Genomic DNA, 24,047 nt, shown 5'->3' with positions numbered 1-24,047 from the left:
ATAGAGCTAAACTTAGGTAGAGTTACCTGTTCTCTGAATTGCCAGTTTTATAATCGATACACACACTAAGAGATGAAGATGTGGCTTCTAAATAAAGCCCTCACTTGAGGAGGACACCATGCAAGCGATTTTTGCTCTCACACTTATGCTTTTTTCTGCACAAATTTTTGCCTCACAATATGATTATAATAAATTACAATTTACGGATTTTGAAGAACTGCGCGTAGTCAAATCTTCGGCCATTAAAGCTTCACGACGATTTGATTACAACAAAAATCCCGAGGCGGCACGCAAACCTCTACAAGAGGCCCTACGTATGTTTTACTCTCGCCCCAATCAAGACAATGCTATACGCACCCTAGCCGAAGACATCGAGTCCGATTTGATGGCTATGGGCATGTTTGAATCCACCATCGCCAATATTCTAAGCGAAAGCAAAAAGGTGCTTAACAACGATAGCCTAAGCAGTAGCGTGCGTGCGACAGCCGTTTTATGTATGAACAACGCGCTAACAGAGATCAAACCCAAAATTATTGAAAATGTAAAATTAGCCCGCGTAGTCTGTGAAACCGCAGACACCAAAATCAAAATCCCCAAAGACATTCAAACCTCTACACATTTACGTTCCATGAGAGTGCAAAACTCACCCTCTGAAACCGCCAAAAAGATCATGCTTTGGTATGCCAAAAAGAAAAACGTCGACGTGCGAACAGACTCAAACCCTCAGGGCTGTCCTTTTTCAAAACGTGCGACTTGATTAAAGTCATATCTAAAACGAGGTTGCACATGGGTCGCCTCATCCTCATCATGACTGACTAACAGACAAGGAATATTTTGAGCCTGCACATAGGCTTTAAGATATTGCCGATATTTTTTTTTATTTTCAGGGTCCATGGCACTCCATGGCTCATCTAACAATAACACATGACGGTCTTGTTGCAGGAACAACCTCACACAAGAGACCATCTGTTGCTCCCCTCCCGAAAGCACGTGCGCCTTCTTATCTAAAAGATCCTCAATACCAAAACCTTTAATCCTCGCACGAAAACTAGCTTCACTCTCATCAAGAGGTTTTACTAAAAGCAAATTTCGATAAACAGAAATATGATCAAAAAGATTTTCAAACTGAAAGACCACCCCACAGTTTTTTTGGGGTCCTTGAATTTGTCCTAAATCAGTTTCCGCTCCATGAATGTTCAGATTGAGTTTATACTCACTAGGTAAAACACCCAGCAGCCCTAAAAGAAAACTGGTTTTACCTGATCCCGATGGTCCATAAAGCAAAGTGATCTCGCCGTCTTGCAGGGAAATCTCTGACAGCACCAGTTGATACTGAGCCACCTGAGCTTTAAAATTTTGAATCGAACGCACGCTTTCCTCCAAAAATCGCCAAACTTATAAAGGCCACAATGGCAAGTACAACACTCAACATCTGCGCTTCTGCTAATTGGTATTTAAAAATATAGTTTTTGATACTTAAACCCAGAGTCACTGTATCCGAGAGCAAGATCGAACTTATGGCAAAGTCACCTATTACGAATAAAAACACATAACTCAGTGAAAGCATAAACTCTCTTTTAAAAAAATCTATGATCACCAGATTGATCGCTCTTTTTTGCGAAACCCCCAAAACATCAAATTTAATTTTCATTTTTTGTAACTCATTAAATTTAGGCCATATCCAGAATTTAAAAGTGAAAGGAAAAATAAATGAAGCCAACACCAAGGCCGTTAAGATCATTCTTCCTGCAGCATCCAAATTGAATTTTGAACTTACAGAAAGCAAATACACGCCCATTAAAATAGGACTTAAGCTCCAAAACTTTTGATAAAAGTACCATGGTATTTTATTCCATACCCAAACCACTTGGCTCCAAAAGTATAAGCTGTAAAACAGTAACGACCATCCCGCCAGTAACAGTGTATTGACAGCTATGTCGTACGCATCCACGCTAAGATGCTCAAGAGCCACATCCATCTGTGCCACAGGCCACATCATTAAGGTCAACAGTAACATCACACTCGCCACTGAACCCAAATAATGAAAGGGCCACTTGATCTGATACATTCCCAAAAAAGCCTTGTCTTTTCCATAAGCACGGACAGTGCTAGACTTAAACAGAAACGCCACAAATAAAATCTGCACTATTCCCCAAAAAGCTGCTGCGGACCAATTCCCTTCAATGAAGCCTTTTTTATAAATCAAATACTCAGTGCTAGTAGCTAGGCCCTCGCCTGACAGAATCAAAGGGATGGAAAAGCTTGTCAGGCAGTAAGAAAAAATCAAAACCCACACATAGAGCAAAGAGACCTTGAGTTCCCCACCACACAATAGCTGCAAGTATTTAAACTTAGACAGGTTTAATCCCGCAAAAAGATGCAGTTTTCTATATAAAGCTTTTTGCAGTGGCATAAATAACAAAAAACTACTTAAGCCCACATTGATGAGAATATGCACAACAATCACATGAGCATAGGACTGTGGGAAAACATTAAAAAAACTGAGAGCCTTTACATAAGCAAAGATCATCAATAAAGAAGGCAAAAACTGAGGGATAACCCCTAAATACAAATGCCAACGAGCACTTTGAGGCCGTGCCACCAAACTTAGAGCCGACACCAATCCCAACGCCAATCCAAAAGTGGCACTGATCGCTGCTTGCAAAAACACATAAGTAAAATCTTTAATTACAGCTGTGATTTCAAAGTCTGTGATCGATGTAATAAGACCTAGAGTGTAAATAACAGGAGCCAGAAGTAGTGCGACTCCCAATACTTGTAATGCCCTAAACAGAAGGATCATTTTAACTCCTCCCATAAACGCAAAATTTCTTTTTGTTTGAATCTTGTTTTTAAAGGGCTCACTTTAATCTTGCGGACATGTGAAGCCTCTTGCGGCTTATAGGTGACAGGCCACATGTAATTCTTCACAAAAAGCAGTTCTTGATTGTCAGGTCGGTAGATGAATTTTACAAACCTATATTTATCTTCCTTACTGGCCTTAGAGGCATTGGAAATTAAAAAATACTCCATATAGTTAGGATGCCCACTCTGAATTTCCACCTTTACGGTCTGTGTGATCTCTTCTTGCGGAGTCTTGGAATTTTTATTCTTCTCTATAAGAATACGATTTTGCTGGTAAAGATGATTTTGTGATGTTTCATAGGTGACAAAACCTCCCACTAAAGACTTCTCAAATAATCCAAAGGCTTCCGTCCATGAACTGACAGAGACAAAGTTTTTTTCGGATAAAAACTCTTTGGCAGACTTCACATGATCAACAATCCAATTTAAGTACAATCGTCCCACCACACTCGTACTTGGCGAGGGTACGGCCACTTTGATATTTTGATCTTTTAAAAAAATTAAAAAATCATCAAAAGAAAAAAAACTCACAATCTTATACGGGTCTTCATCTGCCACCATTTTTTGTCTGATAAAATAGGTCAGAGGGGCGGAGTCTAATTGAAATGCACCTTGCATGTAAAAAGAATTGAACTCTGCGATGTCATACTTTTCTAAATGAAAATCTTCTTGATCCAATAAAAAGGGAGCCACATCTATCTCATCCATCTGATACTGGTCCACACCTAATATCACATCATAGTCTTCACTTAAATTTGTAACCTGGGAAAGCATTCCCGCTGTTTTTAAAATTTTAACTTGCAATTTACACAGAAACTCTTCCTCGTACTTGGCAAACATATCTTTACCTGCACCTTCGTAAAACGACGAATAGGTGATGATCTTTAAATCGCATTCGCGAAAGTAGTTTTTAGGGGTAAAACGCAGGTATGTCAGAGAGACCAAGATGAGGCCTGCAAAAAAATGCAGGCTCAAAATCTTTACCACAAAAGTCCACGACGTCTTTTATAGAAATAATAATCAATCCCCAAGCAACGGCCAGCTCCTGCCCAGCTTACCGTAAATAAAGAAAGCAGAAAGAGATTGATAAAATTCCAAGACGTCTGTGGTTCGATGTAAGAAAAAAACCAAAAATATACGACAAGTAGTAAACTCGTAGGGCGTACACAGAAACCTATAATCAGTAAAAACCCCGCTAAGAGTTCAAATATCGTCTGAGCGTAAGCCACCACAGACCAGTATGTTGTCATATAGTCTGTGAATAAAGTCTCAATAAAAAAAGGCGGTCTATTCTTTACTGCCCACTGCTCAATGTTTCCTGCCAAGATAGGGTCGGTCAGATAATTGCCCGTCCACTTCGCCCAACCCCACTGCCAAACATAAATACCTATAGAAATGCGCAAAAAACAAAGGGCAAAATAATGACCAACATATCTTAAACTTTCACTGAGCTCTTTAATCATATCTCTAACTTAGATTTTTATTTAGCAATGAGCAAGCCCCTTTGAGTTGAAGAAGGGCAGTCTTTCATCAAAAAACAGTCTTCACATCTAGGACGCTGGGCTTTACATGGACCTCGACCATGGTGAATCAACCAATGAGAAAACTCAATCCAGTGCTTTGGAGGAATGATCTTTTGCAGGTCTTTTTCAATCACAATAGGATTCTGTGATTGTGTCAGCTCAAACCGATTACTGAGTCGTCTAACATGGGTGTCCACCACAATCCCATCAGCAATCTGAAAGCACTCCCCCAGAACCACATTGGCGGTCTTTCGCCCTACACCCGCAAGGGCTTTGAGCTTTTCCATATCAGGAGGCACGCGCCCACCATGTACTCTCACTAATTCCTGGCAACAGGCTTTAATGTTTTTGGCTTTATTTTTATAAAATCCTGTAGACTTAATGGCCTGCTCTAACTCCTCAAGGTCTATGGTGGCTAAGTCTTGAGGTACTTTATATTTTTTAAATAAGGTTTCAGTGACAATATTTACTCTCTTATCCGTACACTGTGCACTTAGAATCGTCGCCACCAAAAGTTCTTCAGGATTAGAATAGTTTAACGCACATTTAACATCAGGATAATATGTGTTCATCAAATGAATTAGTTTTTTAACCCAACTCGTAAAAGCCTTCGGAGTCTTATACACTCTCTGGCTCGACTCACGACTGTTGGAAGCTTTCGAGCGTACCGCCTTATAAACAAGTCCTTTGGACCTTTGGCTTCGTCCTGTCTGAGTATTTTTTGACTTTGATGTTTTGGATTTCATTGTCATCTTACGATCATGTATACTAAACTTAAAGCAAGAGGAGTACCCAAAATGCAAAAGAAAATTGCCGTTATTTTGTCTGGCTGCGGATATTTGGATGGAAGCGAGATCACCGAGGCCACGTCTGCACTGATTGCCCTTTCCGCGCAAGGTGTGGATTATAAGATTTTTGCTCCCAAGGTGACTCTTAAACCCACATCCCACGTTGACGAGAGTCTGTTAGAGCCCGCTCCTCGTAACACTCTCGAAGAGTCTGCACGAATTGCCCGTGGTAACATTCAAGACATTGCTGACTTAAATCCTAAACTCTTTGATGGTATTGTGTTTCCTGGTGGATATGGTGTAGCTAAAAACCTATGCTCTTGGGCACAAGATGGTTCTAAATGCTCTGTTCACCCTAAAGTCAAAGAGACCATTGAAGCATTTTATGAATCTAGCAAACCTATTCTAGCCATTTGCATTGCTCCCGCGTTGATCGCCAGAGTGTTGGGACAAATCACACCAGTGAATTTAACCATCGGTAACGATAAAGCCACCGCAGCAGAGATCCAAAAGACAGGATGCGAGCACGTCGAGTGTACTGTAGATGATTTTGTGACTGACAGAGAGGCTAAGGTGATCAGCACTCCAGCTTATATGTATGAAGCAAAACCTCATCAAGTTTTTACAGGCATACAAAAGGCTGTCGCTGAATTTGTAGAAATGGCTTAAGAGCCACTTCTACCACTTCAATCCAGTGTGTCCGACCCATTTCCCACGAGGTCTATAAATTCTGTTGTTATCAAGCTGTTCGTAAATATGAGCCAGCCAACCCGATACACGTGATACTGCAAAAATCGGAGTGTACAGATCAATAGGGATGCCCATAGCGTAATACACTGTTGCAGAATAGAAATCGACGTTAGGAAGTAGACCTTTTTCGTTTTTAACGGTCTCTTCGATCAAATTTGACATTTCATAATACTGTGACATTCCTGTTTCTTCGCACAAAGATTGGCTCATGCCTTTTAAGATTTTTGCTCTTGGATCACCATTTTTATACACACGGTGACCAAAGCCCATGATTTTAACTTTATTCGCCAAGGCGTCTTTCACCCAGGTTTTTGCCTTTTCCACTGTAGCTACTTCTTTTAACATGAGCATCACCTGTTCGTTGGCTCCCCCATGCAAAGGTCCTTTAAGAGCCCCAATGGCACTGACTACCGCAGAGTACACATCGCTCAAAGAAGATGTAGTGACTCTTGAAGCAAAGGCCGAACAGTTCAATTCGTGATCGGCATGCAATACTAAACAGGTATCAAAAATCTTTACGGCATTGGCAGAAGGCTCTTTACCATTAAGCGCATACAAGAAATTCCACGCAATTCCTTTTTCAGGTTGCAGCTCAGGTAAAGCGTCTGTTTTGCCCTTTCTTAAGTTTTCATAAAATGCGACGAGCAAAGGAAGCTTGGCTACCAATTTAAAGCCGATCTCTTCGCGACTTTTGTTATCAATTTCATTGGCATTGCTATCCCAGTGAGCCACTAGCGACACCGCAGTTCTTAGCCAAGACATAGGGTGAATGTCTGTAGGAACTTTCCTTAAAATATCCTGCAACTCAGGCTCTAGATTTAAATTGGCATTGATTTTTTCTTTGTAGGTTTTCAGTTCAACATCTGTAGGCTTTTTGTCGTTCCACAACAGATACACGGTCTCTTCATAATTGGCATTTGCAGCTAAATCTTCAATGGTGTATCCACGGTAACAAAGTGTTGCGTCTACAATAGATGAAATGGCTGTAGAGCAGGCCACAACCCCTTCCAAACCCTTATCAATTGCACCTTCATAAATCTCAGCCATTTTTCTTATCTCCTTTAATCAGTAGTATCTCTTGTGGTATCAAAAAAACTAAGTCGCGTAAACTGTTCGACTCTTAAGCTAAACGAAGTACTGGTTCGTCTGGCGAGAAGATCACAAGCGTCACATCATGCGCCTGTGGCATTCCCACCAAATGCTGGTCCAGAAGATACAACAGTTCATGACGCACATCATGCGGCCCACTGTCAGGGCTGATATTAGCAAGTACAGCCATCACATCTTCATGAGCCAATAGCTCGCCCTTAGAATTAGGGCTTTGAAAAAAACCTTCAGAAATCAAAACCACACGGTCTTTGCCTTCCAATTTGACCTCATGGGTCTCTAGGTCTTTTTTGCCATTAAAAAGATCAACCCACTTAGAGTTTTGGATAGAATACACCATACCAAACATCTTGCCCGTAAAGGCATAACTGTAGACATAACTGCGTTTATCAAAATAACCCAATAGAATATCAGGCATCTCTTTAAGGTCTTTGCTCAGCTCTGACACCAAATGCGATAAAGTGTCTGAGGGGTGGTGAGTCTGCATGTGGTCTAGCTCTCGACCCATTTTCAAAATTAAACCCAAAACCACAGCCGATGAGCTAGGGCTTTGGCTACGACTCATCATCGTGCCGAACTTCAATTTGTCTTTGTGTTCAAAAATATCAAAATAATCCCCATTGACCTGAGACCCAGGTTTATACTGTGTGCTAAATTCAAAGCCTGTAATTTGTGGATTTTTTGTCGGAACAATAAATCTAAATAATGAAGTGAGTGCCTTATAGTCGTTTTGTAATTTTTTCTTAAGTCCAACTAGCACTTCATTGGTCTTCTCCAACTCCGCCTTAAACACTTCAATAACATGTGTCTTTTGCACAAGTTGTGCTCTGAGTATCTCACATTCGCGACGCAATTCGTCTTCTGATTGGCTCATCGGCCACCTCCGCACTTCTAGGCGTAAAATTTACATCTCGCTTACAAAATATGTCCTAACACAATTCTGTCTTGTCAAGAATACCTCCATTTAATATCTATAAGCAACGAGAGGGGTGGAATGGGGGAATTTAACACTCTACTTCGGGCTATATCTTGGGATAAACCCGAATCCATTATTCAACTGTTGGACCTCATGCATTTCCATTTTGGGAATGACGATTATAAATTTACCTCTTCCAATAAACTTTTAAAATGGGGTGACGAGTTTGCCTCTATCAACCTTAGTCTAGATGAAAAGCTAAAAACCCTAAACGCCTTCTTTTTCGAAAAAGAAAAGTTCACTCTCACCACTGAAACTCCTGCTACATTATTTCTAGAGGATTTCTTCCAGACAAAATCTGGTCACCCTCAGTTGGTCTCTATTGTTTATCAATATCTTCTTAATAAGCTCAATATTCGATCCCAGGTTTGGTGCGAAAGCCGTCCTCACCTTATCCGCATCTCTGATGAAAGCAAAACCTTAGTGATTGATTTATGCCACAAAGGCCAGCGCGCCACAGGTCAGGCTCTGACGCCCACACCTGCACCACAACAAAGAACTGATATTGTCACTCAATTTTACTACCTGCTGTCTGATCTTGCAGACACACATCTGTTTACTAATGAGTACGAGAAAACTCTTTTTCTTTATGATTGCGTGCTTTCTATCAAACCCGAAGAGGTCTTCTGGTATGCCCGACGTGGGTTACTGAAGAAAAACTTAGGACAATTCAGCGACGCTCTTATGGACCTGAGTCGTTATGTGGATTTTGTAAACCCTAAAGATGTTTCCCCCACAGTCCTCAACGCGTTGGTGGAGCTAAAGGGTTTGAAGTTTATCAGCCAAGAGATTTTGTCCGTCCAACATTAAAATCACATCTAAAACACATGATAATCTACGACCTTCCCTGTGTAGGTCTTCTTGGGTGACACTTCTGTGTCATCTGGAAGTTTTTTTGCTTTAAGAACCACCTTGGGAGCAGGATTTAAATTTAAGGCTCGTGAAATCAACTCGCCGTTTTTGATATTGGCGTCACCATCCATTGATTCTAGCTCTCGTAAAATCTCCATGGATTTTGTGCTTTGGGATTTTTTATTTTCAAACATAAAATCAAAATAGATCACATCAGGCCATGGAAAATTAGGAGTGGCTTGCTGAATACTGTGCAATGCCACCTCTGCGTCCATACAATGTAACAAAATCTTACGGGCAAATCGTGCGGCTTTGTCGTGCTTCAAAGCCCGTCGCAGCCCATCCTGCAATAATAAGTGCACAATAGGGTTTCTCTCAACCAGAACTACACGTTCAAAAAATTTAGAGGCAATAAAACAGTCCTTACCCATGCCCGCAGTCAGATCATATAACACTGTCGATGATTTTTTATTTGTGACAGCCTGAATGAATATTTCTTTTGTTGAAGTTTGAGCGAATCTCTTTAGCAAAGTCTCTTCGGTCCAATCCACACAGCAGATTTTTTGCTTGCCCTTGATCAAACCCACACGGTCATTCTGACAAGTTAAAAATAATTGCTCTTGTCCTGAAAAAGGAACCCGATGAAAAGAATAGGCGTCACTGTACTTGTTCAGAAACTCACTGAGCAGTGAGGACTCTTCCGCGTTTTGGTCTAAGAGAACCTCTTTAACATTCACCTACAATTGATCTCGCCAATAAATTTTAGTCGCTATAGCTTCCACAAATTCTACAAAGTCAGGACTTAAGTTGCATTTTTCTTGAATCTTTGCTGCCTTTTGCACAACCCCAGCAATAAGCTTTGCATTCTTGGTGTCAAAGGCGTTTAAGGCGTGTTCAAATTTTTGTTGGCCCACCAATTCGTACACTTGCTCTAGCGATTGTAACTGGAATGCCTTTTGACGCTGTTCTGGTGTTTGAAATAATTCAATAGAAAAGAGATTGAGATAACCTGCCTTTAAATCTGTAAAAGTGGTTTTGCCTTCAGCATTTCTGATATTAAAATCCAAAAGATCATCGCTTCTTTGCAGCAATGCTCCCAAATCATCACCCATCTCGGATAATAGATTTACAATATCATCACTGTAATTTTTAAAAACAAAGGGCGCTTTAATACACCAAGAAAATAAAGACGAGGTTTTTAAGCGATGAATGCGATCCATCTGCTCCCAAGTGACACTGATGTCGTGGCGAATGCTATCCTGTAGCCACTCCCCTTCTAGAAGATCAGAAAGAGCTTTACCTGTGATTTGCACCAGACCAATATGCCCATGCTGAGACAGGTTGAGCACCACACGAGCCAACAGATAATCCCCTGCAAGAACCGTATATTCTGGACCATACTCCATCCAGGCCGCCGCTTTGCCGCGCCTCATCGGAGCCTTATCAATCAGATCGTCATGCAACAAAGAAGAATTGTGGATAAACTCCACGGTTTGAGCGAGCAAACTCGTTGTAGAGGCATCTAAGCTTACAAATTCAGCAATTTGAGTGACCAGTCGGGCACGAAAACCCTTCCCACCCTCGAACAATTGGTCATACAGCTGATTGAGCTTGGGCAAATATGCAGGAAAGTCCGTAGGACTGTAAATTTTAAACTCTAGACTCATAGAAGTCTTTTAATTGGAGCCCGCCATAGAATCAAGCTGAATATCCGTCACTAACAACTCTGGTTTGTCCTTGGCATCCACCTTCCAAAAATACAGCTTATTATTGAAGTGATTCTTCACTCCCACATAAATTCTGTAATCATCTTTATTCATGAAGGGAATCCCTTCTAAATCAATGACAGGTTTATACTGTTCGGGCACCACAGCCTCTTCATGATAAACGTGAAGTGCAGGGTCTAAACTTTGAAAATTTCTAATCTTATGCACATCATAAATATATTCTTTGTTACGGTCATAATACTCTTTTTGTTCTTTAACATAGAGCTCTGCTAATACTCGGCCCCTATCTGTTAAATTGACCACCTTGTATCTATAATAACCTAATTTAGCGAGCATAATCAGGCCAATGAACGCTGCTAATAAACTCAATTTGGTCACTAAATCTTTATCCATGATCTTTCCCTCTACACCTGCACTATTGAACTTACGTTCTTAATGATGGTTCACAATACGCATCTAAGGTCCATCAAAACTTAATTATTTGTCGTAAAATGTCTGACTATTTAATTGTGAAGCTTTTTTTGCTGCAAAGCAAGTCTCTAGAATAAACACAGTTTCAAGACATCCGTCTATTTTTGAATATTTATACACATTCCCAGTCATCCATCATAACTAAATAGGCGTTTAATTTGATATGACTGGACCTTACCGATATCCGACCTAGGTATTTGCTTTAAGTAAAACCAACCTCTGATGCCTTCAAACGAAGCTACTCTTTGATTCCATTGTTTAATGAGCTCATCCCACCCAGCATCGAACTGTTCTACACACAAGACCACTTGATTCTCTGATTTGATATCAGGTAAAACTTCAAGATGAGCTTCAGCATGGCACTGCTGCTCCCGAAGAAATTCTTTCCATTTATCGCGCACTTGATTGACATCCACTAGGTGTCCTAAGATTTTTACCTGATCTGTTATGCGACCATAAAATTTCACTATCTTTCGGCCGTCAAGCAGCACTCGATCGGCGCTGGTCCAAAAACCTTCTGCATCTAAAACCGCAGGAAGCACTCGATAGTCTTGACCCTCTTGCACCACATAACCTTTAAATAATCCTGCCCCTTTCACCTGAAGCACTGACTGCGAGTCAGTGCGCACCTCAAAGTGGGGTAAGGCCCAAGCTCCTAAAAGAGTGGGACCCCGTTTTTCAGTAAAGATTTGCGACCCTGTCTCGGTAGAACCTAAGGATCTGACAACATTCCACCCCAAAGAATTGGCCTTTTGCTGAAGTGTCGAATCTAATGCTCCTCCACCCACCAAGGTTAAGCGTAAACCCTTTGGGGCATGTAACTGAGCCTCTACAATCTGATAAATCTGCGTAGGCACCAAAGAGATCAACGTGCACTGATGCTCTTCAAATTGCTCTGGAAGAGCTTGAAGGTCCCATGTGGTCGTATGCACAGGCTTTAAACGTAAAACTTGCGTTCTAAAATAGGTAGAAAAGCCTCCCATATGAAATTCCGAAAGCACATTCATCCAACGATCCGCTTGCGTCAGTTCCAACCATAACTGACACCCTTGCGCGCAAGAGGTCAGAGTGTCTTCTGTATGGAGAATAAATTTGGGCTGATCCGTGGTGCCTGAGGTTTGGAAGAGATACCCGCGACAGTGGATGTCTGAAGAATTTAAAAACTCTCTGGCCACAGATGTGATGTGCAAAAGAGACTCTTCGCTCCACTTACGAGTATCCCAAATACAATGCACATTATGTTTCAGGATGTATTTGTCTTCTAACACTTAAACCTCTACCCACTGTAAATCTTTTAAGAATGAGGCGCGTCCCCAGCCTGTTGATACATCCAATTTTGCGTCAGAGATAAAAGGCTGATCCGCAAACAACTGTTTAGAAATCTCTATATATTTATTAGGAAGATACATATCTTGAGTCAGAAAACCTGCTCCAAAAAATTTATGTGGCATTTCTTTTTGTACATACTGAGCCCAGTACCAAGATGTCAAAATGTCCAAATCTTCACCCATATTTGAAGTTACCATAATCTTACAATCTTCGGAGTTCTCCAAGAGGTGAAGCATATCCACTTTGTTCGGCTTAGCCGCTATTGCCGAAACTCGCACCCCGTCGTTGATGATCTGCTGTGGCTCCACCTGATCAGAAATAAGCTTAAATCCTAAATCAATTAAATTTTTCCAGACCACGCTATCATAAGAAGTGGGATCTTCAAAATAAACGTTAGAACTCCACTTGCTGACATTGGCTTTTTTCAGATCTTCTATTTGACCAGACAAATTAAAATCACAAATCCAATCTAAACTTTGAGCCTCTGGTATACTTTCATAATGTCTTATTATGTTTTGCAAACTGTCTTCAGTAGTTCCAATTTTAATTTTAATTCTTTCAAAGCCACGGGCTTTTACATCTTGCACTTCTTGTCGTGATAGAATCGGAGAAACAGAGGTATAATGAGAATAAACTTTAGGGTCCTTAAGTCTCTTGCGCCACTGGTCTCTGGCGTCCACTGTCGCATTTAAAATCACTTGAGAATAGTTTTTTAATAAATACGACTTTCCTTGATTTTTAAGATGATGCAAAAACGTTTCTATACTCTCATCACCTAAACTGGAATGCACATGAAGCGAGCTAAATCCCAAACTCTGGTCTGGAAACTGAATTTGAAACAAAAGACCTTCATGAACCGAAGCGTTTCTTTTTTCGTGCTGTGTTTCTACTCTTAGCGCTGGGTCTACATTTTTTTGAGGAGACACCTCTGCACATGCCAAACCAACATTGTCTTGTTCTGTGCTTATAGAGCGCGCGCCCTGTTTCTTCTGCTCTTGTGCATTTAACAAGGATTTGGAAATCAAAGAATATTTATGAACAAAAACCTTCATCCTCTGTCCTTACTTAAAACATTCGAAGACCCGCACAGCACATTAACGTAAATCCTAAATATATTATAGACGAAAACTTCAATATCTTATTGTACTGCGCTGATGGCTCATTCTTGCGTACCCAGTTCCATAAATATAAAGAGCAAAATAAGTATGGAAATTGAAATACAAAAAGCAACAACGGGTAAGAGATAAATGGCCAGAATAAGATCGGGAAAAAAGCTATTAAGATTAGCACAAGGTACTCCAGCAAGCCAAAGCGTCGACCAAAACGCACGACCACAGTTTTTTTATTGTTGGCGGCATCTTGTTTTTGATCTCTGAGGTTATTCACCAATAGCAGAATGTTACACAAAGACCCTAGTTGCAGACCCACCAGCAAAGCCCATGGATTCCAACTTAAAGATAATAAATAATAGGTCCCTGCAACGGCAAAACATCCAAAGAAGGCCACAACAAAAAGGTCAGCCCACCCCGTGTAAGCCAAAGAAAACCGTGTCCCCGTATAGAGGTAAGTCATAGCCAAACTGATCAATCCCAAAAGCAAAAAGATTTCGCCTCCACGAAGCACCAAGGGTATGCCTGCCACAAAGGCCAATCCACAAAATCCCAAAGCCCAACGCTTGACCTGCTGAGGAGATAGCAAACCCGCACTGGTGACTCGTGTAGGACCTAAGCGATCTTCTTTGTCTCCGCCTTTAACAAAGTCCAAATAATCATTAAAGAAATTTGTCGCAATCTGAATACTTAAAGCGGCAACCAATATCGGTATCAAATACCAAGCCACTACCGTGTCTTTTTCAATTCTTTCCGCCATAAAGTACGCCACCAAAATAGGGGCTAAAGATGCTGTCAATGTAGCGGGCCGTGAGGAGATCAAAAGGGCTTTTAGTGTTTGTTTATTTATCATAGATACTCTTATTTTTTTACTTCCGCTATTTAGTTTCTGAGTTTAGTTAGTTTAGTTAGTTTAGTTAGTTTAGTTAGTTTAGTTAGTTTAGTTAGTTTAGTTAGTTTAGTCCAATTGGGCTATTTGTTTTAAGTCGTCAAGTTGCAAGAGCCTATGGCTGCGCCCTTGGATCTCTTGTATCTGGATGTCAGGACACTTCTGCTTAAACCTTCGCGCCTGTTCTTTATATTTTTCATCATATTGCCCATAACTATGAGCAATCAAAGGTTGAGTGTGTTCATCAAAATTAAGCTCCAACTGGCTTGCTAGGGCCCAATGCTGAAAAAAATGCTTCATCTCTTGTAAACTCCAGTCAAAACCATCACGCGGATCATCCCAAGCAAAAAGGGGCAACTGGTTCCAAAAATTTAAGAACTCCTCTGCACTCTGGTTCTCCAATCTTGTTAAACACTCTTGATTAAAGCGCATTCTCTGAGCCACTTCATCCCCTGCGTACTGGCCTACATGAGAAGAAATGAAATTTATTTTCTTACAATGAGTAAGGTCTAGACGATCTAGAAGTTCAATCAAAATCCTTCCGCCCATAGAATAAGCCATAAGGCGATGAGGAGTTTGAGAGTATTTATGAAGTTCTTGCTCGACGAAATCCAAAAGTTCTGACCATGTAGGAAAGTTTAATTCCGAGGGCCTTAAGCTTAAGGCTGAGACCCGCACACCCCATTCCTTCAAGGCTGCAAAACTTTGGCTGTCACCCAAAAAACCATGCAAGACTACGAACTGAGTTTCTTGATCTCTTGCCATACTTTTGCCGTCTGTTCGTTATCGGGACCTATCTCCATGATATTTGGCCATTCACTAAAACTCGGAATGTCGCCAGCGTCTTCCACTTTGCTGTATTTCAGCCCCCACAAGCTTGCAAAGCCTTTAAAGTTGATCTTGTGTGAATTTATAAATTTAGGATTATCAAACAAAGGTGCAAAGATTTGCCCCCCCATATTGTTCACAATAATAATCTTGATATCAAATTTGCGCTTATCTTGTGTAAAAAACCAAGGAGCAGTCAAATCATAAAGTGCACTGAGATCACCCACAATCGCCACTACTGGATGTTCATTTTTATAAGCCAGTCCATAAGCCGTGGACAACAAACCATCTATGCCATTGACTCCACGGTTAGCAAACGCCTTAAAACTTTTACTAAAACCAGCTATGTCCCACATTCGTATAGGCAGACTGTTTCCTACGAAAACATGGGCCCCAGTGTCTTTTAATTTCTTTTTGATCTCAAGGTAAAAGTTCATTTCTGAAATAGAATTTTTTTTGATGATCTTCTCAATCTTTTGGTCCTGTTCCTGTAGTTGTCCCAAAATATCTGCAAGAGAATCTAACTCTAACTTTGAAATGAAGTCCTTTAACACTTTAATACTATGAACCTGCGAATCTGAGCGTCCTGGAAATTTTAAAGATGAAAAGTTCAGAACAGAAATTCCACGCTCTTCTTCGAGCTGTCTCCATAACTTATGCGTCGGAATACCACCAATGCGTATCACAGCATCAAAGTTTTTTCTGATGAACTCCATATTAAAAGACATGGCCGACACTCTATTTTTAAAACCCAAGTCTTCTGCGGTGGACTCTACATAAACAGGAACCGCCATCTCATTTAAAAACTTAACGTCGTCATGCTCTTTGGAATTTAAGCCCGAGATGATAAAGAATGGTTTTTTAATATCTTCATAATCTGTCAATAGCATATTTAAATCTAAATTATTAAAGGGCTCAAAGCTCCCTTGCATTCTTAAGTCCTTTTCACTTAAGGATCTGGAGGTGTTGAACTTCCACTCCATCATAGGCTCGTCAATCAAAGGCTCGTGCATAGGACAATTGATATGAAAAGGAAATGTGACCTTTTTAAGATGTTCATGGTCTGTCCATGACACTGTTGGCCCTAGCTGCGTGGCAAATATATCTTTTTGAATGATAGTTTGAGGTGCGCCCGTTCCCCAAAGTTTTTGTGGGCGGTCGGCAGAGACCACCACTAAAGGCACACTGGAGTAATAAGCTTCTACTAATGCCGCATGGGTTTCCACCAAAGCTGTACCTGATGTAGTGAACACAGCCGCACCCAAGCCTGTTTGTTTGGCTCTGCCTAAGGCAAAAAAACTTGCGCTTCTTTCCTCAAACCCCCAATGCACATCCACATGATCTGGCACTGTCAATTTTGAAAAGCACTCAATGAAGGCGGCATTTCTAGCACCTGCGCACAAAACAAAACTTCTTACACCTTTGTCATACAAGTCTTGGATCAAGTTTCTACATTGTAAAATATTTGTCATAACCCCAACTTGGTTTTTGTACTCATAAATTTTAATTCTAGTTCTTTTAACTCATCTTCAAGATGACTTTGGGCAATCACTCCACCACCCACTCGAATGCGCAGATGCGTCTGATCCCAAAACAGTCCGCGCAAGCATACAATAAAATGCGCAAAACCATGATCAATCACACCAAAGGGTGCGCCGTAAGAGCCGCGCGTATCGGCGTGTAAGACATCCAGATTTTGTTGTAGCTGATCCTTGGGGTACACACCTAAGGCCGACGTGGGAGACAGCTCCATGATCAGAGTGCCCAAAACGCCTTTAAAGTCTTTTAATGTTCCCATAGTTCGCAAATGTTTCAAGGGACCGTAAGGCGCCTCATGGGTCTCACCCCAACTGAGTTCAGCACCAGAAAGCTTTTCAGCAATATCATCCACCACGACCATGTGTTCATCATAAAGCTTGGTGTTTTGTAACATATCACTCTGATCTTCAATGGCTTGGGTTCCCGCCAAGGCCATCACACGCAATTCCTCTGGTGTACCTTCCACTAAAATCTCTGGAGTAGAACCTACAAACCCACTCTCTTCATCCCAAAGACCATACACAAATTGAATGTCACTGCGTTGAAGTAGATTCTGTAAAACATAAGGTAAGATTTCTGTCTGAAAATTCTCGGGCTTGGGCGCGATATAATTCATAAAAGGAACGGCTTTAATCAATTCGCCCGCATCAATACGCTTTATGATCTCTTGATAGTCTTGCTCATACACTTCGCGCTCTGGTTGCCAATCTAAATCCAGGGAAGGTGCGATCGTCACCTCTGGCAACTCGGCCGCTAACTCGGGAGCCGTCATCTTGTAGGTGTGAGGAACCACAATGACTTCATCTTTATACTTAAGGTCAAACTCAGGACTATAAAAGCAAGTGCCTCCGTAAGGCCCTTGAAAGCCTAAATCCTGAGACCTCACAGCTTTTTTGCTCCAATTTTCTGCCACCCAAACGTGTTGGGGAGCTTGGCTTAAAAGCACGCCCTTTTGTAGAAAAAGTGGCAAATTCGTAGACTTTGTTTCATCCATAGCCCTTTTATAACGAAAATCTCACAAAAAGGCAGCTTATGGCGTGATTATTTGGGTCAATTTGTAGACAGCACCTCAAAGCTAGTCTAATGCTTAAACTCTTGAGCGGAGAACATGGGACATGGCCTTAAACACCCAAATACATAACGCAGACTTTGCACACCAGTTTCATATTATTGCAGGGCCCTGTTCCGTTGAATCTAAAGAGCAATTCTGGCAGCTTGCCGAACAACTTCATAACATGGGCGTTCAGCTTTTGCGTGGCGGTATTTTTAAACTGCGTACCCGCCCTAACACCTTTCAAGGCCATGGCGAAATAGCTTACTCTTGGGCACAAGAAGTGAAAAGCCATTTCAATATGGGCTTCATTAGTGAAGTGACAGACCCGCGTCAGATTTCTGATATGGCGGAAGTGGTGGACTGCTTTCAGGTGGGCGCTCGGAACATGTACAACTACCCCTTGCTTTCTGAGCTAGGTAAAGTCAAAAAACCCGTTCTCTTAAAACGCGCCTTCTCAGCGACCATTGATGAATGGTTATTTGCCGCTGACTACATCCTTAAAGAAGACAACGAACAGATCTTCTTATGTGAACGTGGCATTCGTAGTTTTGAAACACGCACACGCAACACTCTTGATCTCAATGCTATTGCTTACATCAAAAAATTCGGTGGCCCCTTTCCTGTGATTGCCGATCCCTCTCACGGAACAGGACGATCCGATCTGGTTACAGAGATGTCTTTAGCCTGTATCGCAGCAGGTGCAGATGGCTTACTTGTAGAAGTCCACGAAAATCCAGATCAAGCCCTCTCTGACAAAGAACAAGCTATGAACCTCACAGACTTTAAAGACTTATTTGAAAAGTCCCATCGCTTAGCTCAATTCATGCGTGATCTTAAAGCGTAATTGCCACTTTTGGAGGACCTATGTCTCAAAACATCAACACCAACTCTTCTTCGTCTAAGGGACCTGAATCCAAAACCATTCAAAATTTATTTTCCAACATTTCTGGCAGTTATGACTCTGCAAATGACCTGATCACTTTTGGCATTGCCAGATTATGGCGCAAAAAACTCGTGCGATGGAGTGATGTGAAAAGCACAGACCATGTCTTAGACATCGCCACTGGTACAGGTGACCTCGCTTTTGACTTTTATAATGCCCAAGGGAAAAGACCCGATGTTGTTATAGGTGCGGACTTCTGCGAACCCATGCTAGAAATCGCACGCCAAAAAGCACAAGACCAAAAAGCACAGATTGGATTCCAATTTGCCGACGCTTGTGCTTTACCCTTTGCTGATGAATCTTTTGATGTTGTGAGCATCTCTTATGGTTTAAGAAATGTCGAAGATCTTTCCAAAGCCGTATCTGAAATGTATCGCGTATTAAAACCTAATGGTCGCATGATGATCCTAGAAACAGGTTCTGAGTCACGTGGTGTATTAGGTCCCTTCGTAAAATTTTATAATAATAAAGTTATGCCTATTCTTGGCGGAATCATCTCTGGCAAAAAAGACGCTTACAATTATTTAAGCAAATCCAGCTCTAAGTTCCCCTCAGGACAAGCACTGATAGACATGATCCAACAGTCCGCACCTTTCGAGAAGATCCAATATCAATCACTAATGGGCGGAGCCAGCTTTATCTACAAAGCCACCAAATAACATGTGACGGACGCGCCTGTTCTGGGTTGGGTTGGTTGAATATTTAAGTATATACTCAAAATGCTCAGACAGTGACGTTTGTCATGATTTTGCCTTCGCAAAATCACGCCAAGCCGAACTCGCATTTCGACCATATACTTAAATATTCAACCAACCCAACCCAGAACAAACGCTAGCTTGATATTTGATGGGCTTTTTGGTGGTCGATATATAGAGTGGATTTGTTTTTTTGTGTTTCAGGACTCAATGCGATCCCGCTTGAGTAGCTATATGTCTTATAAGGTGTTCTTTGCTTTTGTTGTGCTGGTATCAGTGGGGTTAGAGCTTGTTGGTGTTTTTATGTTTTGGATGAGTCTTATTGTGCCCCATGCGATAAGAATGAGGCTGATGCAGGTGGAGATTGTAAAACCAAAGATTTTTTCGCCTCTGGGGTCGTCGCGGAAGAGTTCCATGACGATGCGGCCTATGCCGTGGGCGACGATCCATGTGTAGAATAACATTCCAAATGTTTTAAATTTATAAGTGACCTTGCGTTCAAGCAGCAGCAATAATGCCCATACTGACAGTTCAAAAGCGACCGCATAAAGTTGTGTAGGGTGTCTTTCGCCATGGAGGTGAGGAAACTGAATGGCCCATGGGAGTGTACAGACGGCACCATAGCAGCAGCCATTAAAAAAGCAGGCTAACCGTCCCAGCCCATACCCTAAAGCCAGCACAGGGGCAGCGGCGTCCATCCATAAACCTAGATTTTCGTTTTTACGTTTTAAGTACATAAAGCACGCCAGCATGGCAGTTAAAAATCCACCATAATACACAAAACCACCATGCCAAAATTGCAGAATCTCGAAGGGGTTTTGCATATAGTAGTCAGGTTCTTGGTAGATGATATAAAACACACGTGCCCCAATAAAACCTAAGACCATAGCTAAAAGCAAGATGTCTGAAGCGACATTAGGGTTTAAACTGAAACGCGCAAGTCTTTTAAAAAAATAGAAAATACCTATACAGTAAACAATAGATAGGGTCAGCAAGTAAGTAGGAATGGCATATCCTAAAACTTCTAATTGAGGTATCAACTCTTAACCTTTTTCTTCCTAATCTCTTCAGTGAAGGTAAAATAAAATAATGCGATCACACCACACACAATGGAAATGTCAGCAACGTTAAACGCAGGGTAAGACCAGACGTTCTTATAATGAAAATCCAAGAAGTCGATCACATAACGAAAGCGTAAGCGGTCAATGTAATTCCCAAGAGCACCCGCAAATACTAAACTCAAAGCCATACATTGCAACTTTTCCTTTTCAGGAGTGCTTTTAATAAACATAAAAATGGCAATCATCGCAATGGGTGGCAATGATAGAAAGAAAGCGGTTCTGAACAACTCGCTGGCATTGCTAAAAAGACCAAAAGCCGCACCCGTATTTCTCACATAAGTGATGTGAAAAATATCTTGGATGACAGGTACAGACTCGCCCAAGCGAAAATTGATGTTGATATACATCTTTGTGATTTGATCCAAAATCACTACGATGGCCGTTATTAAAATCAGATATAAATACTTCTTGTTCAAATGTCCTACCTCAGTTGTCGTGCCTTCTCGTATTTTAACCAAACTTCTCTATCTAGACTAATGCCTCTGCGCAACGTTGACAAACATCCTCGCGATTTTTGTCCATGCCTTTAGCATCTTTAATCTTCCAGCACCGTGCACACTTATTCCCCTGATACTTTTCGGCCTTGACAGATTCAGGACCTTCGGCCAATTGCACCTGCGAAACGATAAATAGCTCTTCTAAAAAGTCTTCATATTTGGTGGCCAGTTTAAAGTCTTCTCCTGCTAAAGTGATTGTCACCCGTGCCTCAAGACTGGAACCAATCACCTTCTCTTTTCTCAGGTCCTCTAAAACTTTGGTGACATTTGAACGGATGGCCATCAATTGATCAAACTCTGTGGCCACAGCCTCAAAATTCCATTCAGTTCTAAATTGCGGAAAACTTTCCTCCCAAATCGTATCCGCTTTGGGGCCAGATAAATAGGGGTGAATCTCTTCGGCTAAGAAAGAAAGAATTGGCGCTAACATTTTAGTTAAATCATTGGTGATATGGTAAAGCGCCGTCAAAGACGACCTGCGTTTTAATGAAGATTCAGGCTCACAATACAATCTGTCTTTAATGATATCTAAATAATACGCACTGAGATCCACAGTAAAAAACTGGTTCACCGCATGATACACGCGATAAAAATTATACTGATCGTAATGAGCTGTCACATCTTTGATCAGCTGATTGAGCTTATGTAAAATCCACCGATCCAAGCTGTCTAACTCTTCAAACTTCAGCATCTCAATCTGTTCTATATACTTTGTGTTACCCAACAAAAAGCGCATGGTATTACGAATACGACGATAGGTCTCTGTCACGCGTTTTAGAATTTCAGGCCCCACACTGACGTCTTTACCAAAATCTTCATAGGCGACCCATAGACGTAAAATCTCCGCTCCATTTTGTTTAAACACCGTAGAGGGATCAATTGTGTTCCCAAGGCTCTTACTCATCTTATAGCCCTTCTCATCATTTAAAAAACCATGAGTGACTAAAGCCTTAAAGGGAGCACTGCCTCGGGAGGCCATTGACGTGAGCAGACTGGTCTGAAACCAGCCTCTGTGCTGATCACTTCCTTCAAGATAAATGTCAGCAGGCACGCTTAAGCCTTCTCTTTTTGCCTGAACGGCGGCGTGGCCCACACCACTGTCAAACCATACATCTAAAATGTCTTGCGAGGCTGTAAACTCTTGGCCTCCACACTTTTCACATGTATGGCCTTTGGTGAAAGTCCCTTTTGGAGCTTCAAAGTACTCTTCAATACCTTGGCCCTTTTCCATCTTGTCAGCAATATCATTGATGATGTCTTCTTTAACCAAAGCCTCGTTACAGGAATCACAGAAGAACACAGGAATGGGGACTCCCCAAATTCTTTGGCGACTGATACACCAGTCGGGACGGTTTTCCACCATGGCCTTCAAACGCGCTTGTCCCCATGCAGGCACAAAAGCAATTTCATTCTCAATACTTTGCAAGGCTTTTTGTCTAATGTTGAACTTCTCGTCATCAACTCGGATGAACCACTGGGGGGTCGCGCGGTAAATAAGAGGTGTTTTTGAACGCCAGTTGTGCGGGTAACTGTGTGTAAAATAACTGACATGAATCAAGTGGCCCGATTCCTTTAGTTTCTCAATGATCACAGGGTTGGCTTTAAAAATATTTTGGCCCTGCATTTCTGGATACTCTTCAGTGTAGTTCCCCGCTTCATCCACAGGACTAAATACAGGAAGTCCATATTTAAGACCCACATTATAGTCATCCACCCCATGCCCAGGAGCCGTGTGCACACACCCAGTCCCTGCATCTAAAGTCACATGTTGCCCTAAAACAAAAAGCGAGGTGCGATCTAAAAATGGGTGCAAAGCTTTTAAATTTTCAAACTCCGTACCTTTAAAAGTCTTTTTCACATCGCCCAAAGTGGTTTCAGTGGCCTTTTCAAAAGCTTCTTTGAGTTCTTTAGCAATCACAATCGGACCCACTGAACTGTCAAAGTAGGCATACTCAAAGTCAGGGTGAAAGCTGATCCCAAAGTTGGCAGGTAAAGTCCACGGAGTTGTAGTCCAAATGACCACACTGGTTTTTGCAGGCAATCCTAAAGCTTTGAGTGACTCTTCTGCAATTTCAAATTTCACATAAATAGAAGGGCTTTTGTGGTCGCGGTACTCCACCTCTGTATCCGCTAGGGCAGTTTGAAGCGTAGGACACCAAAACACGGGCTTTTCCCCACGATACAGAACTTTATTCTTAAGCATTCTTCCTAGTTCTCTGACCTCTTCAGCTTCGTAGTTGGGGTGCAAAGTCAAATACGGGTCTTCCCAGTCTGCAAGAATGCCTAAGCGTTTGAACTGGTCACGCTGTATACCTACCCACTTTTGTGCTTCTGCACGACAAAGAGCGCGGATGTCTTTTTTAGTTTTGTCTTTTCGCTTTTCACCTAACTCTTTTGAAACCTTATGCTCAATCGGAAGTCCGTGACAATCCCACCCTGGGATAAACTCAGTGTGAAAGCCTTGCATATTTTTATATTTAACAACGATGTCTTTTAAAACCTTATTCAGCACATGGCCCAAATGAATGTCACCGTTGGCATAAGGAGGACCATCGTGGAAAACAAATTTTGTCTTCCCTTTGTTTTTAGCGATCATCTTTTGGTACTGCTTCTTCTCTTCCCATTTTTTTAGAATTTCGGGCTCTCTTTTAGGCAAATCGCCACGCATGGGAAATTCCGTCTCAGGTAATTTTAGGGTTTTTGAATAGTTTTCCTTCTCTGTAGGTGTAGACATTCCTGCTCCTTGATGACACTTCGACAGTAACCGAATTTTGAACAAACTTTAAGCTTATTCATTATACACAATCCCAAACAAGTTCAAGGGCTTATCAAAGTGGGGCTGAGTGCTTTAGCAAGAGTCTTGTTCCAAGTCTGCCCATGCTCTGATGACCATGCCGCCTTAACACTGAAATGCTTCGGCAAGAGTCTTTCTCTGTCTCTTTGCTCTAAATCGTTACGAGGGCCCTATTAAGGCAAAGGTGAGT

General features: G+C 41.5%; 24 protein-coding genes. 5 read left to right on the top strand and 19 right to left on the bottom strand.

The genetic code is table 11. The features are described 5' to 3' along the window. Positions 1 to 118 precede the first annotated feature (118 nt). On the top strand, positions 119 to 757 hold the full coding sequence (locus M9899_02685; protein ID MCO5113061.1) for a hypothetical protein: 639 nt from the start codon (positions 119 to 121) through the stop codon (positions 755 to 757). Here the strand turns inward: M9899_02685 and M9899_02680 are convergent. Genes M9899_02680 through nth form a run of 5 tightly spaced genes read right to left on the bottom strand, consistent with a single transcriptional unit; the run spans position 724 to position 5,134 of the window. Further along, positions 724 to 1,371: an ATP-binding cassette domain-containing protein gene (locus M9899_02680; protein MCO5113060.1), complete on the bottom strand. Its 648-nt coding sequence runs from the start codon at positions 1,369 to 1,371 to the stop codon at positions 724 to 726. The genes M9899_02685 and M9899_02680 overlap by 34 nt on opposite strands. Next, on the bottom strand, positions 1,349 to 2,803 hold the full coding sequence (locus tag M9899_02675) for a hypothetical protein (protein MCO5113059.1): 1,455 nt from the start codon (positions 2,801 to 2,803) through the stop codon (positions 1,349 to 1,351). The genes M9899_02680 and M9899_02675 overlap by 23 nt, the downstream gene beginning before the upstream one ends. Next, positions 2,800 to 3,852 (bottom strand): hypothetical protein, encoded by a 1,053-nt coding sequence (locus tag M9899_02670; protein ID MCO5113058.1) that lies wholly within the window; start codon positions 3,850 to 3,852, stop codon positions 2,800 to 2,802. Before M9899_02670 ends, M9899_02675 begins: the two co-directional genes overlap by 4 nt. After that, positions 3,846 to 4,328: a DoxX family protein gene (locus M9899_02665; protein MCO5113057.1), complete on the bottom strand. Its 483-nt coding sequence runs from the start codon at positions 4,326 to 4,328 to the stop codon at positions 3,846 to 3,848. The genes M9899_02670 and M9899_02665 overlap by 7 nt, the downstream gene beginning before the upstream one ends. Before the next feature lie 17 nt (positions 4,329 to 4,345). Then, on the bottom strand, positions 4,346 to 5,134 hold the full coding sequence (gene nth / locus M9899_02660) for an endonuclease III (protein ID MCO5113056.1): 789 nt from the start codon (positions 5,132 to 5,134) through the stop codon (positions 4,346 to 4,348). A gap of 51 nt (positions 5,135 to 5,185) precedes the next feature. Here nth and elbB point away from each other — a divergent pair, with 51 nt between their 5' ends. Next, a complete protein-coding gene (gene elbB, locus M9899_02655) occupies positions 5,186 to 5,845 on the top strand; it encodes an isoprenoid biosynthesis glyoxalase ElbB (protein ID MCO5113055.1) in 660 nt (219 codons plus the stop codon). Positions 5,846 to 5,854: 9 nt separating this feature from the next. On the opposite strand, the gene M9899_02650 is transcribed toward elbB, so the two are convergent. Together M9899_02650 and M9899_02645 are read right to left on the bottom strand one after the other, a co-directional pair. After that, on the bottom strand, positions 5,855 to 6,973 hold the full coding sequence (locus M9899_02650) for a citrate synthase (GenBank protein MCO5113054.1): 1,119 nt from the start codon (positions 6,971 to 6,973) through the stop codon (positions 5,855 to 5,857). A gap of 73 nt (positions 6,974 to 7,046) precedes the next feature. Next, a complete protein-coding gene (locus tag M9899_02645) occupies positions 7,047 to 7,907 on the bottom strand; it encodes a SpoIIE family protein phosphatase (GenBank protein ID MCO5113053.1) in 861 nt (286 codons plus the stop codon). A 120-nt stretch (positions 7,908 to 8,027) separates the two neighbouring features. Here M9899_02645 and M9899_02640 point away from each other — a divergent pair, with 120 nt between their 5' ends. Next, a complete protein-coding gene (locus M9899_02640) occupies positions 8,028 to 8,819 on the top strand; it encodes a hypothetical protein (GenBank protein MCO5113052.1) in 792 nt (263 codons plus the stop codon). An 8-nt stretch (positions 8,820 to 8,827) separates the two neighbouring features. Here M9899_02640 and M9899_02635 read toward each other — a convergent pair whose 3' ends face one another. From M9899_02635 to M9899_02595, 9 genes are all read right to left on the bottom strand, one after another. Next, positions 8,828 to 9,598: a class I SAM-dependent methyltransferase gene (locus M9899_02635; protein MCO5113051.1), complete on the bottom strand. Its 771-nt coding sequence runs from the start codon at positions 9,596 to 9,598 to the stop codon at positions 8,828 to 8,830. Further along, positions 9,599 to 10,528 (bottom strand): polyprenyl synthetase family protein, encoded by a 930-nt coding sequence (locus M9899_02630; protein MCO5113050.1) that lies wholly within the window; start codon positions 10,526 to 10,528, stop codon positions 9,599 to 9,601. A gap of 9 nt (positions 10,529 to 10,537) precedes the next feature. Then, positions 10,538 to 10,981: a hypothetical protein gene (locus tag M9899_02625; protein MCO5113049.1), complete on the bottom strand. Its 444-nt coding sequence runs from the start codon at positions 10,979 to 10,981 to the stop codon at positions 10,538 to 10,540. A 206-nt stretch (positions 10,982 to 11,187) separates the two neighbouring features. After that, positions 11,188 to 12,327: an AMP-binding protein gene (locus M9899_02620; protein MCO5113048.1), complete on the bottom strand. Its 1,140-nt coding sequence runs from the start codon at positions 12,325 to 12,327 to the stop codon at positions 11,188 to 11,190. Continuing rightward, complete coding sequence (locus tag M9899_02615; GenBank protein MCO5113047.1) at positions 12,328 to 13,440, bottom strand: hypothetical protein; 1,113 nt, start codon at positions 13,438 to 13,440, stop codon at positions 12,328 to 12,330. Between the two features lie 13 nt (positions 13,441 to 13,453). Then, positions 13,454 to 14,350, bottom strand: coding sequence for a 1,4-dihydroxy-2-naphthoate octaprenyltransferase (gene menA, locus M9899_02610; GenBank protein ID MCO5113046.1), 897 nt, complete (start codon positions 14,348 to 14,350; stop codon positions 13,454 to 13,456). 105 nt (positions 14,351 to 14,455) lie between these two features. Further along, positions 14,456 to 15,151, bottom strand: coding sequence for a hypothetical protein (locus M9899_02605; protein ID MCO5113045.1), 696 nt, complete (start codon positions 15,149 to 15,151; stop codon positions 14,456 to 14,458). Then, complete coding sequence (locus M9899_02600; protein ID MCO5113044.1) at positions 15,121 to 16,686, bottom strand: thiamine pyrophosphate-binding protein; 1,566 nt, start codon at positions 16,684 to 16,686, stop codon at positions 15,121 to 15,123. Before M9899_02600 ends, M9899_02605 begins: the two co-directional genes overlap by 31 nt. Next, the gene (locus tag M9899_02595) at positions 16,683 to 17,747 is read right to left on the bottom strand and encodes a chorismate-binding protein (protein MCO5113043.1); all 1,065 of its coding nucleotides are present in this window, start codon (positions 17,745 to 17,747) and stop codon (positions 16,683 to 16,685) included. The genes M9899_02600 and M9899_02595 overlap by 4 nt, the downstream gene beginning before the upstream one ends. Before the next feature lie 121 nt (positions 17,748 to 17,868). Here M9899_02595 and aroF point away from each other — a divergent pair, with 121 nt between their 5' ends. Together aroF and ubiE are read left to right on the top strand one after the other, a co-directional pair. Then, on the top strand, positions 17,869 to 18,651 hold the full coding sequence (aroF, locus tag M9899_02590; GenBank protein ID MCO5113042.1) for a 3-deoxy-7-phosphoheptulonate synthase: 783 nt from the start codon (positions 17,869 to 17,871) through the stop codon (positions 18,649 to 18,651). A 20-nt stretch (positions 18,652 to 18,671) separates the two neighbouring features. After that, positions 18,672 to 19,409 carry a bifunctional demethylmenaquinone methyltransferase/2-methoxy-6-polyprenyl-1,4-benzoquinol methylase UbiE gene (gene ubiE, locus M9899_02585; GenBank protein MCO5113041.1) on the top strand — a complete coding sequence of 246 codons (738 nt, stop codon included), beginning with the start codon at positions 18,672 to 18,674 and terminating at the stop codon, positions 19,407 to 19,409. 275 nt (positions 19,410 to 19,684) lie between these two features. On the opposite strand, the gene lgt is transcribed toward ubiE, so the two are convergent. Genes lgt through ileS form a run of 3 tightly spaced genes read right to left on the bottom strand, consistent with a single transcriptional unit; the run spans position 19,685 to position 23,797 of the window. Beyond that, positions 19,685 to 20,485, bottom strand: a complete 801-nt coding sequence (lgt, locus tag M9899_02580; protein MCO5113040.1) for a prolipoprotein diacylglyceryl transferase — start codon at positions 20,483 to 20,485, stop codon at positions 19,685 to 19,687. Next, positions 20,482 to 21,024, bottom strand: coding sequence for a signal peptidase II (lspA, locus tag M9899_02575; GenBank protein ID MCO5113039.1), 543 nt, complete (start codon positions 21,022 to 21,024; stop codon positions 20,482 to 20,484). The genes lgt and lspA overlap by 4 nt, the downstream gene beginning before the upstream one ends. Before the next feature lie 10 nt (positions 21,025 to 21,034). After that, positions 21,035 to 23,797, bottom strand: coding sequence for an isoleucine--tRNA ligase (gene ileS / locus M9899_02570; GenBank protein MCO5113038.1), 2,763 nt, complete (start codon positions 23,795 to 23,797; stop codon positions 21,035 to 21,037). Positions 23,798 to 24,047: the final 250 nt, after the last annotated feature.

Source organism: Pseudobdellovibrionaceae bacterium, from assembly GCA_023954155.1.
Classification (GTDB): domain Bacteria; phylum Bdellovibrionota; class Bdellovibrionia; order Bdellovibrionales; family UBA1609; genus JAMLIO01.
This window is presented reverse-complemented; position numbering and strand designations above follow the sequence as displayed.

Excerpts from the sequence above, each read along its gene's own strand:
- M9899_02685 (MCO5113061.1), top strand. The coding sequence starts at position 119 with ATGCAAGCGATTTTTGCTCTCACACTTATGCTTTTTTCTGCACAAATT.
- M9899_02675 (MCO5113059.1), bottom strand. The coding sequence starts at position 2,803 with ATGATCCTTCTGTTTAGGGCATTACAAGTATTGGGAGTCGCACTACTT.
- M9899_02665 (MCO5113057.1), bottom strand. The coding sequence starts at position 4,328 with ATGATTAAAGAGCTCAGTGAAAGTTTAAGATATGTTGGTCATTATTTT.
- nth (MCO5113056.1), bottom strand. The coding sequence starts at position 5,134 with ATGAAATCCAAAACATCAAAGTCAAAAAATACTCAGACAGGACGAAGC.
- elbB (MCO5113055.1), top strand. The coding sequence starts at position 5,186 with ATGCAAAAGAAAATTGCCGTTATTTTGTCTGGCTGCGGATATTTGGAT.
- M9899_02650 (MCO5113054.1), bottom strand. The coding sequence starts at position 6,973 with ATGGCTGAGATTTATGAAGGTGCAATTGATAAGGGTTTGGAAGGGGTT.
- M9899_02645 (MCO5113053.1), bottom strand. The coding sequence starts at position 7,907 with ATGAGCCAATCAGAAGACGAATTGCGTCGCGAATGTGAGATACTCAGA.
- M9899_02640 (MCO5113052.1), top strand. The coding sequence starts at position 8,028 with ATGGGGGAATTTAACACTCTACTTCGGGCTATATCTTGGGATAAACCC.
- M9899_02630 (MCO5113050.1), bottom strand. The coding sequence starts at position 10,528 with ATGAGTCTAGAGTTTAAAATTTACAGTCCTACGGACTTTCCTGCATAT.
- M9899_02625 (MCO5113049.1), bottom strand. The coding sequence starts at position 10,981 with ATGGATAAAGATTTAGTGACCAAATTGAGTTTATTAGCAGCGTTCATT.
- M9899_02615 (MCO5113047.1), bottom strand. The coding sequence starts at position 13,440 with ATGAAGGTTTTTGTTCATAAATATTCTTTGATTTCCAAATCCTTGTTA.
- menA (MCO5113046.1), bottom strand. The coding sequence starts at position 14,350 with ATGATAAATAAACAAACACTAAAAGCCCTTTTGATCTCCTCACGGCCC.
- M9899_02605 (MCO5113045.1), bottom strand. The coding sequence starts at position 15,151 with ATGGCAAGAGATCAAGAAACTCAGTTCGTAGTCTTGCATGGTTTTTTG.
- M9899_02600 (MCO5113044.1), bottom strand. The coding sequence starts at position 16,686 with ATGACAAATATTTTACAATGTAGAAACTTGATCCAAGACTTGTATGAC.
- M9899_02595 (MCO5113043.1), bottom strand. The coding sequence starts at position 17,747 with ATGGATGAAACAAAGTCTACGAATTTGCCACTTTTTCTACAAAAGGGC.
- aroF (MCO5113042.1), top strand. The coding sequence starts at position 17,869 with ATGGCCTTAAACACCCAAATACATAACGCAGACTTTGCACACCAGTTT.
- ubiE (MCO5113041.1), top strand. The coding sequence starts at position 18,672 with ATGTCTCAAAACATCAACACCAACTCTTCTTCGTCTAAGGGACCTGAA.
- ileS (MCO5113038.1), bottom strand. The coding sequence starts at position 23,797 with ATGTCTACACCTACAGAGAAGGAAAACTATTCAAAAACCCTAAAATTA.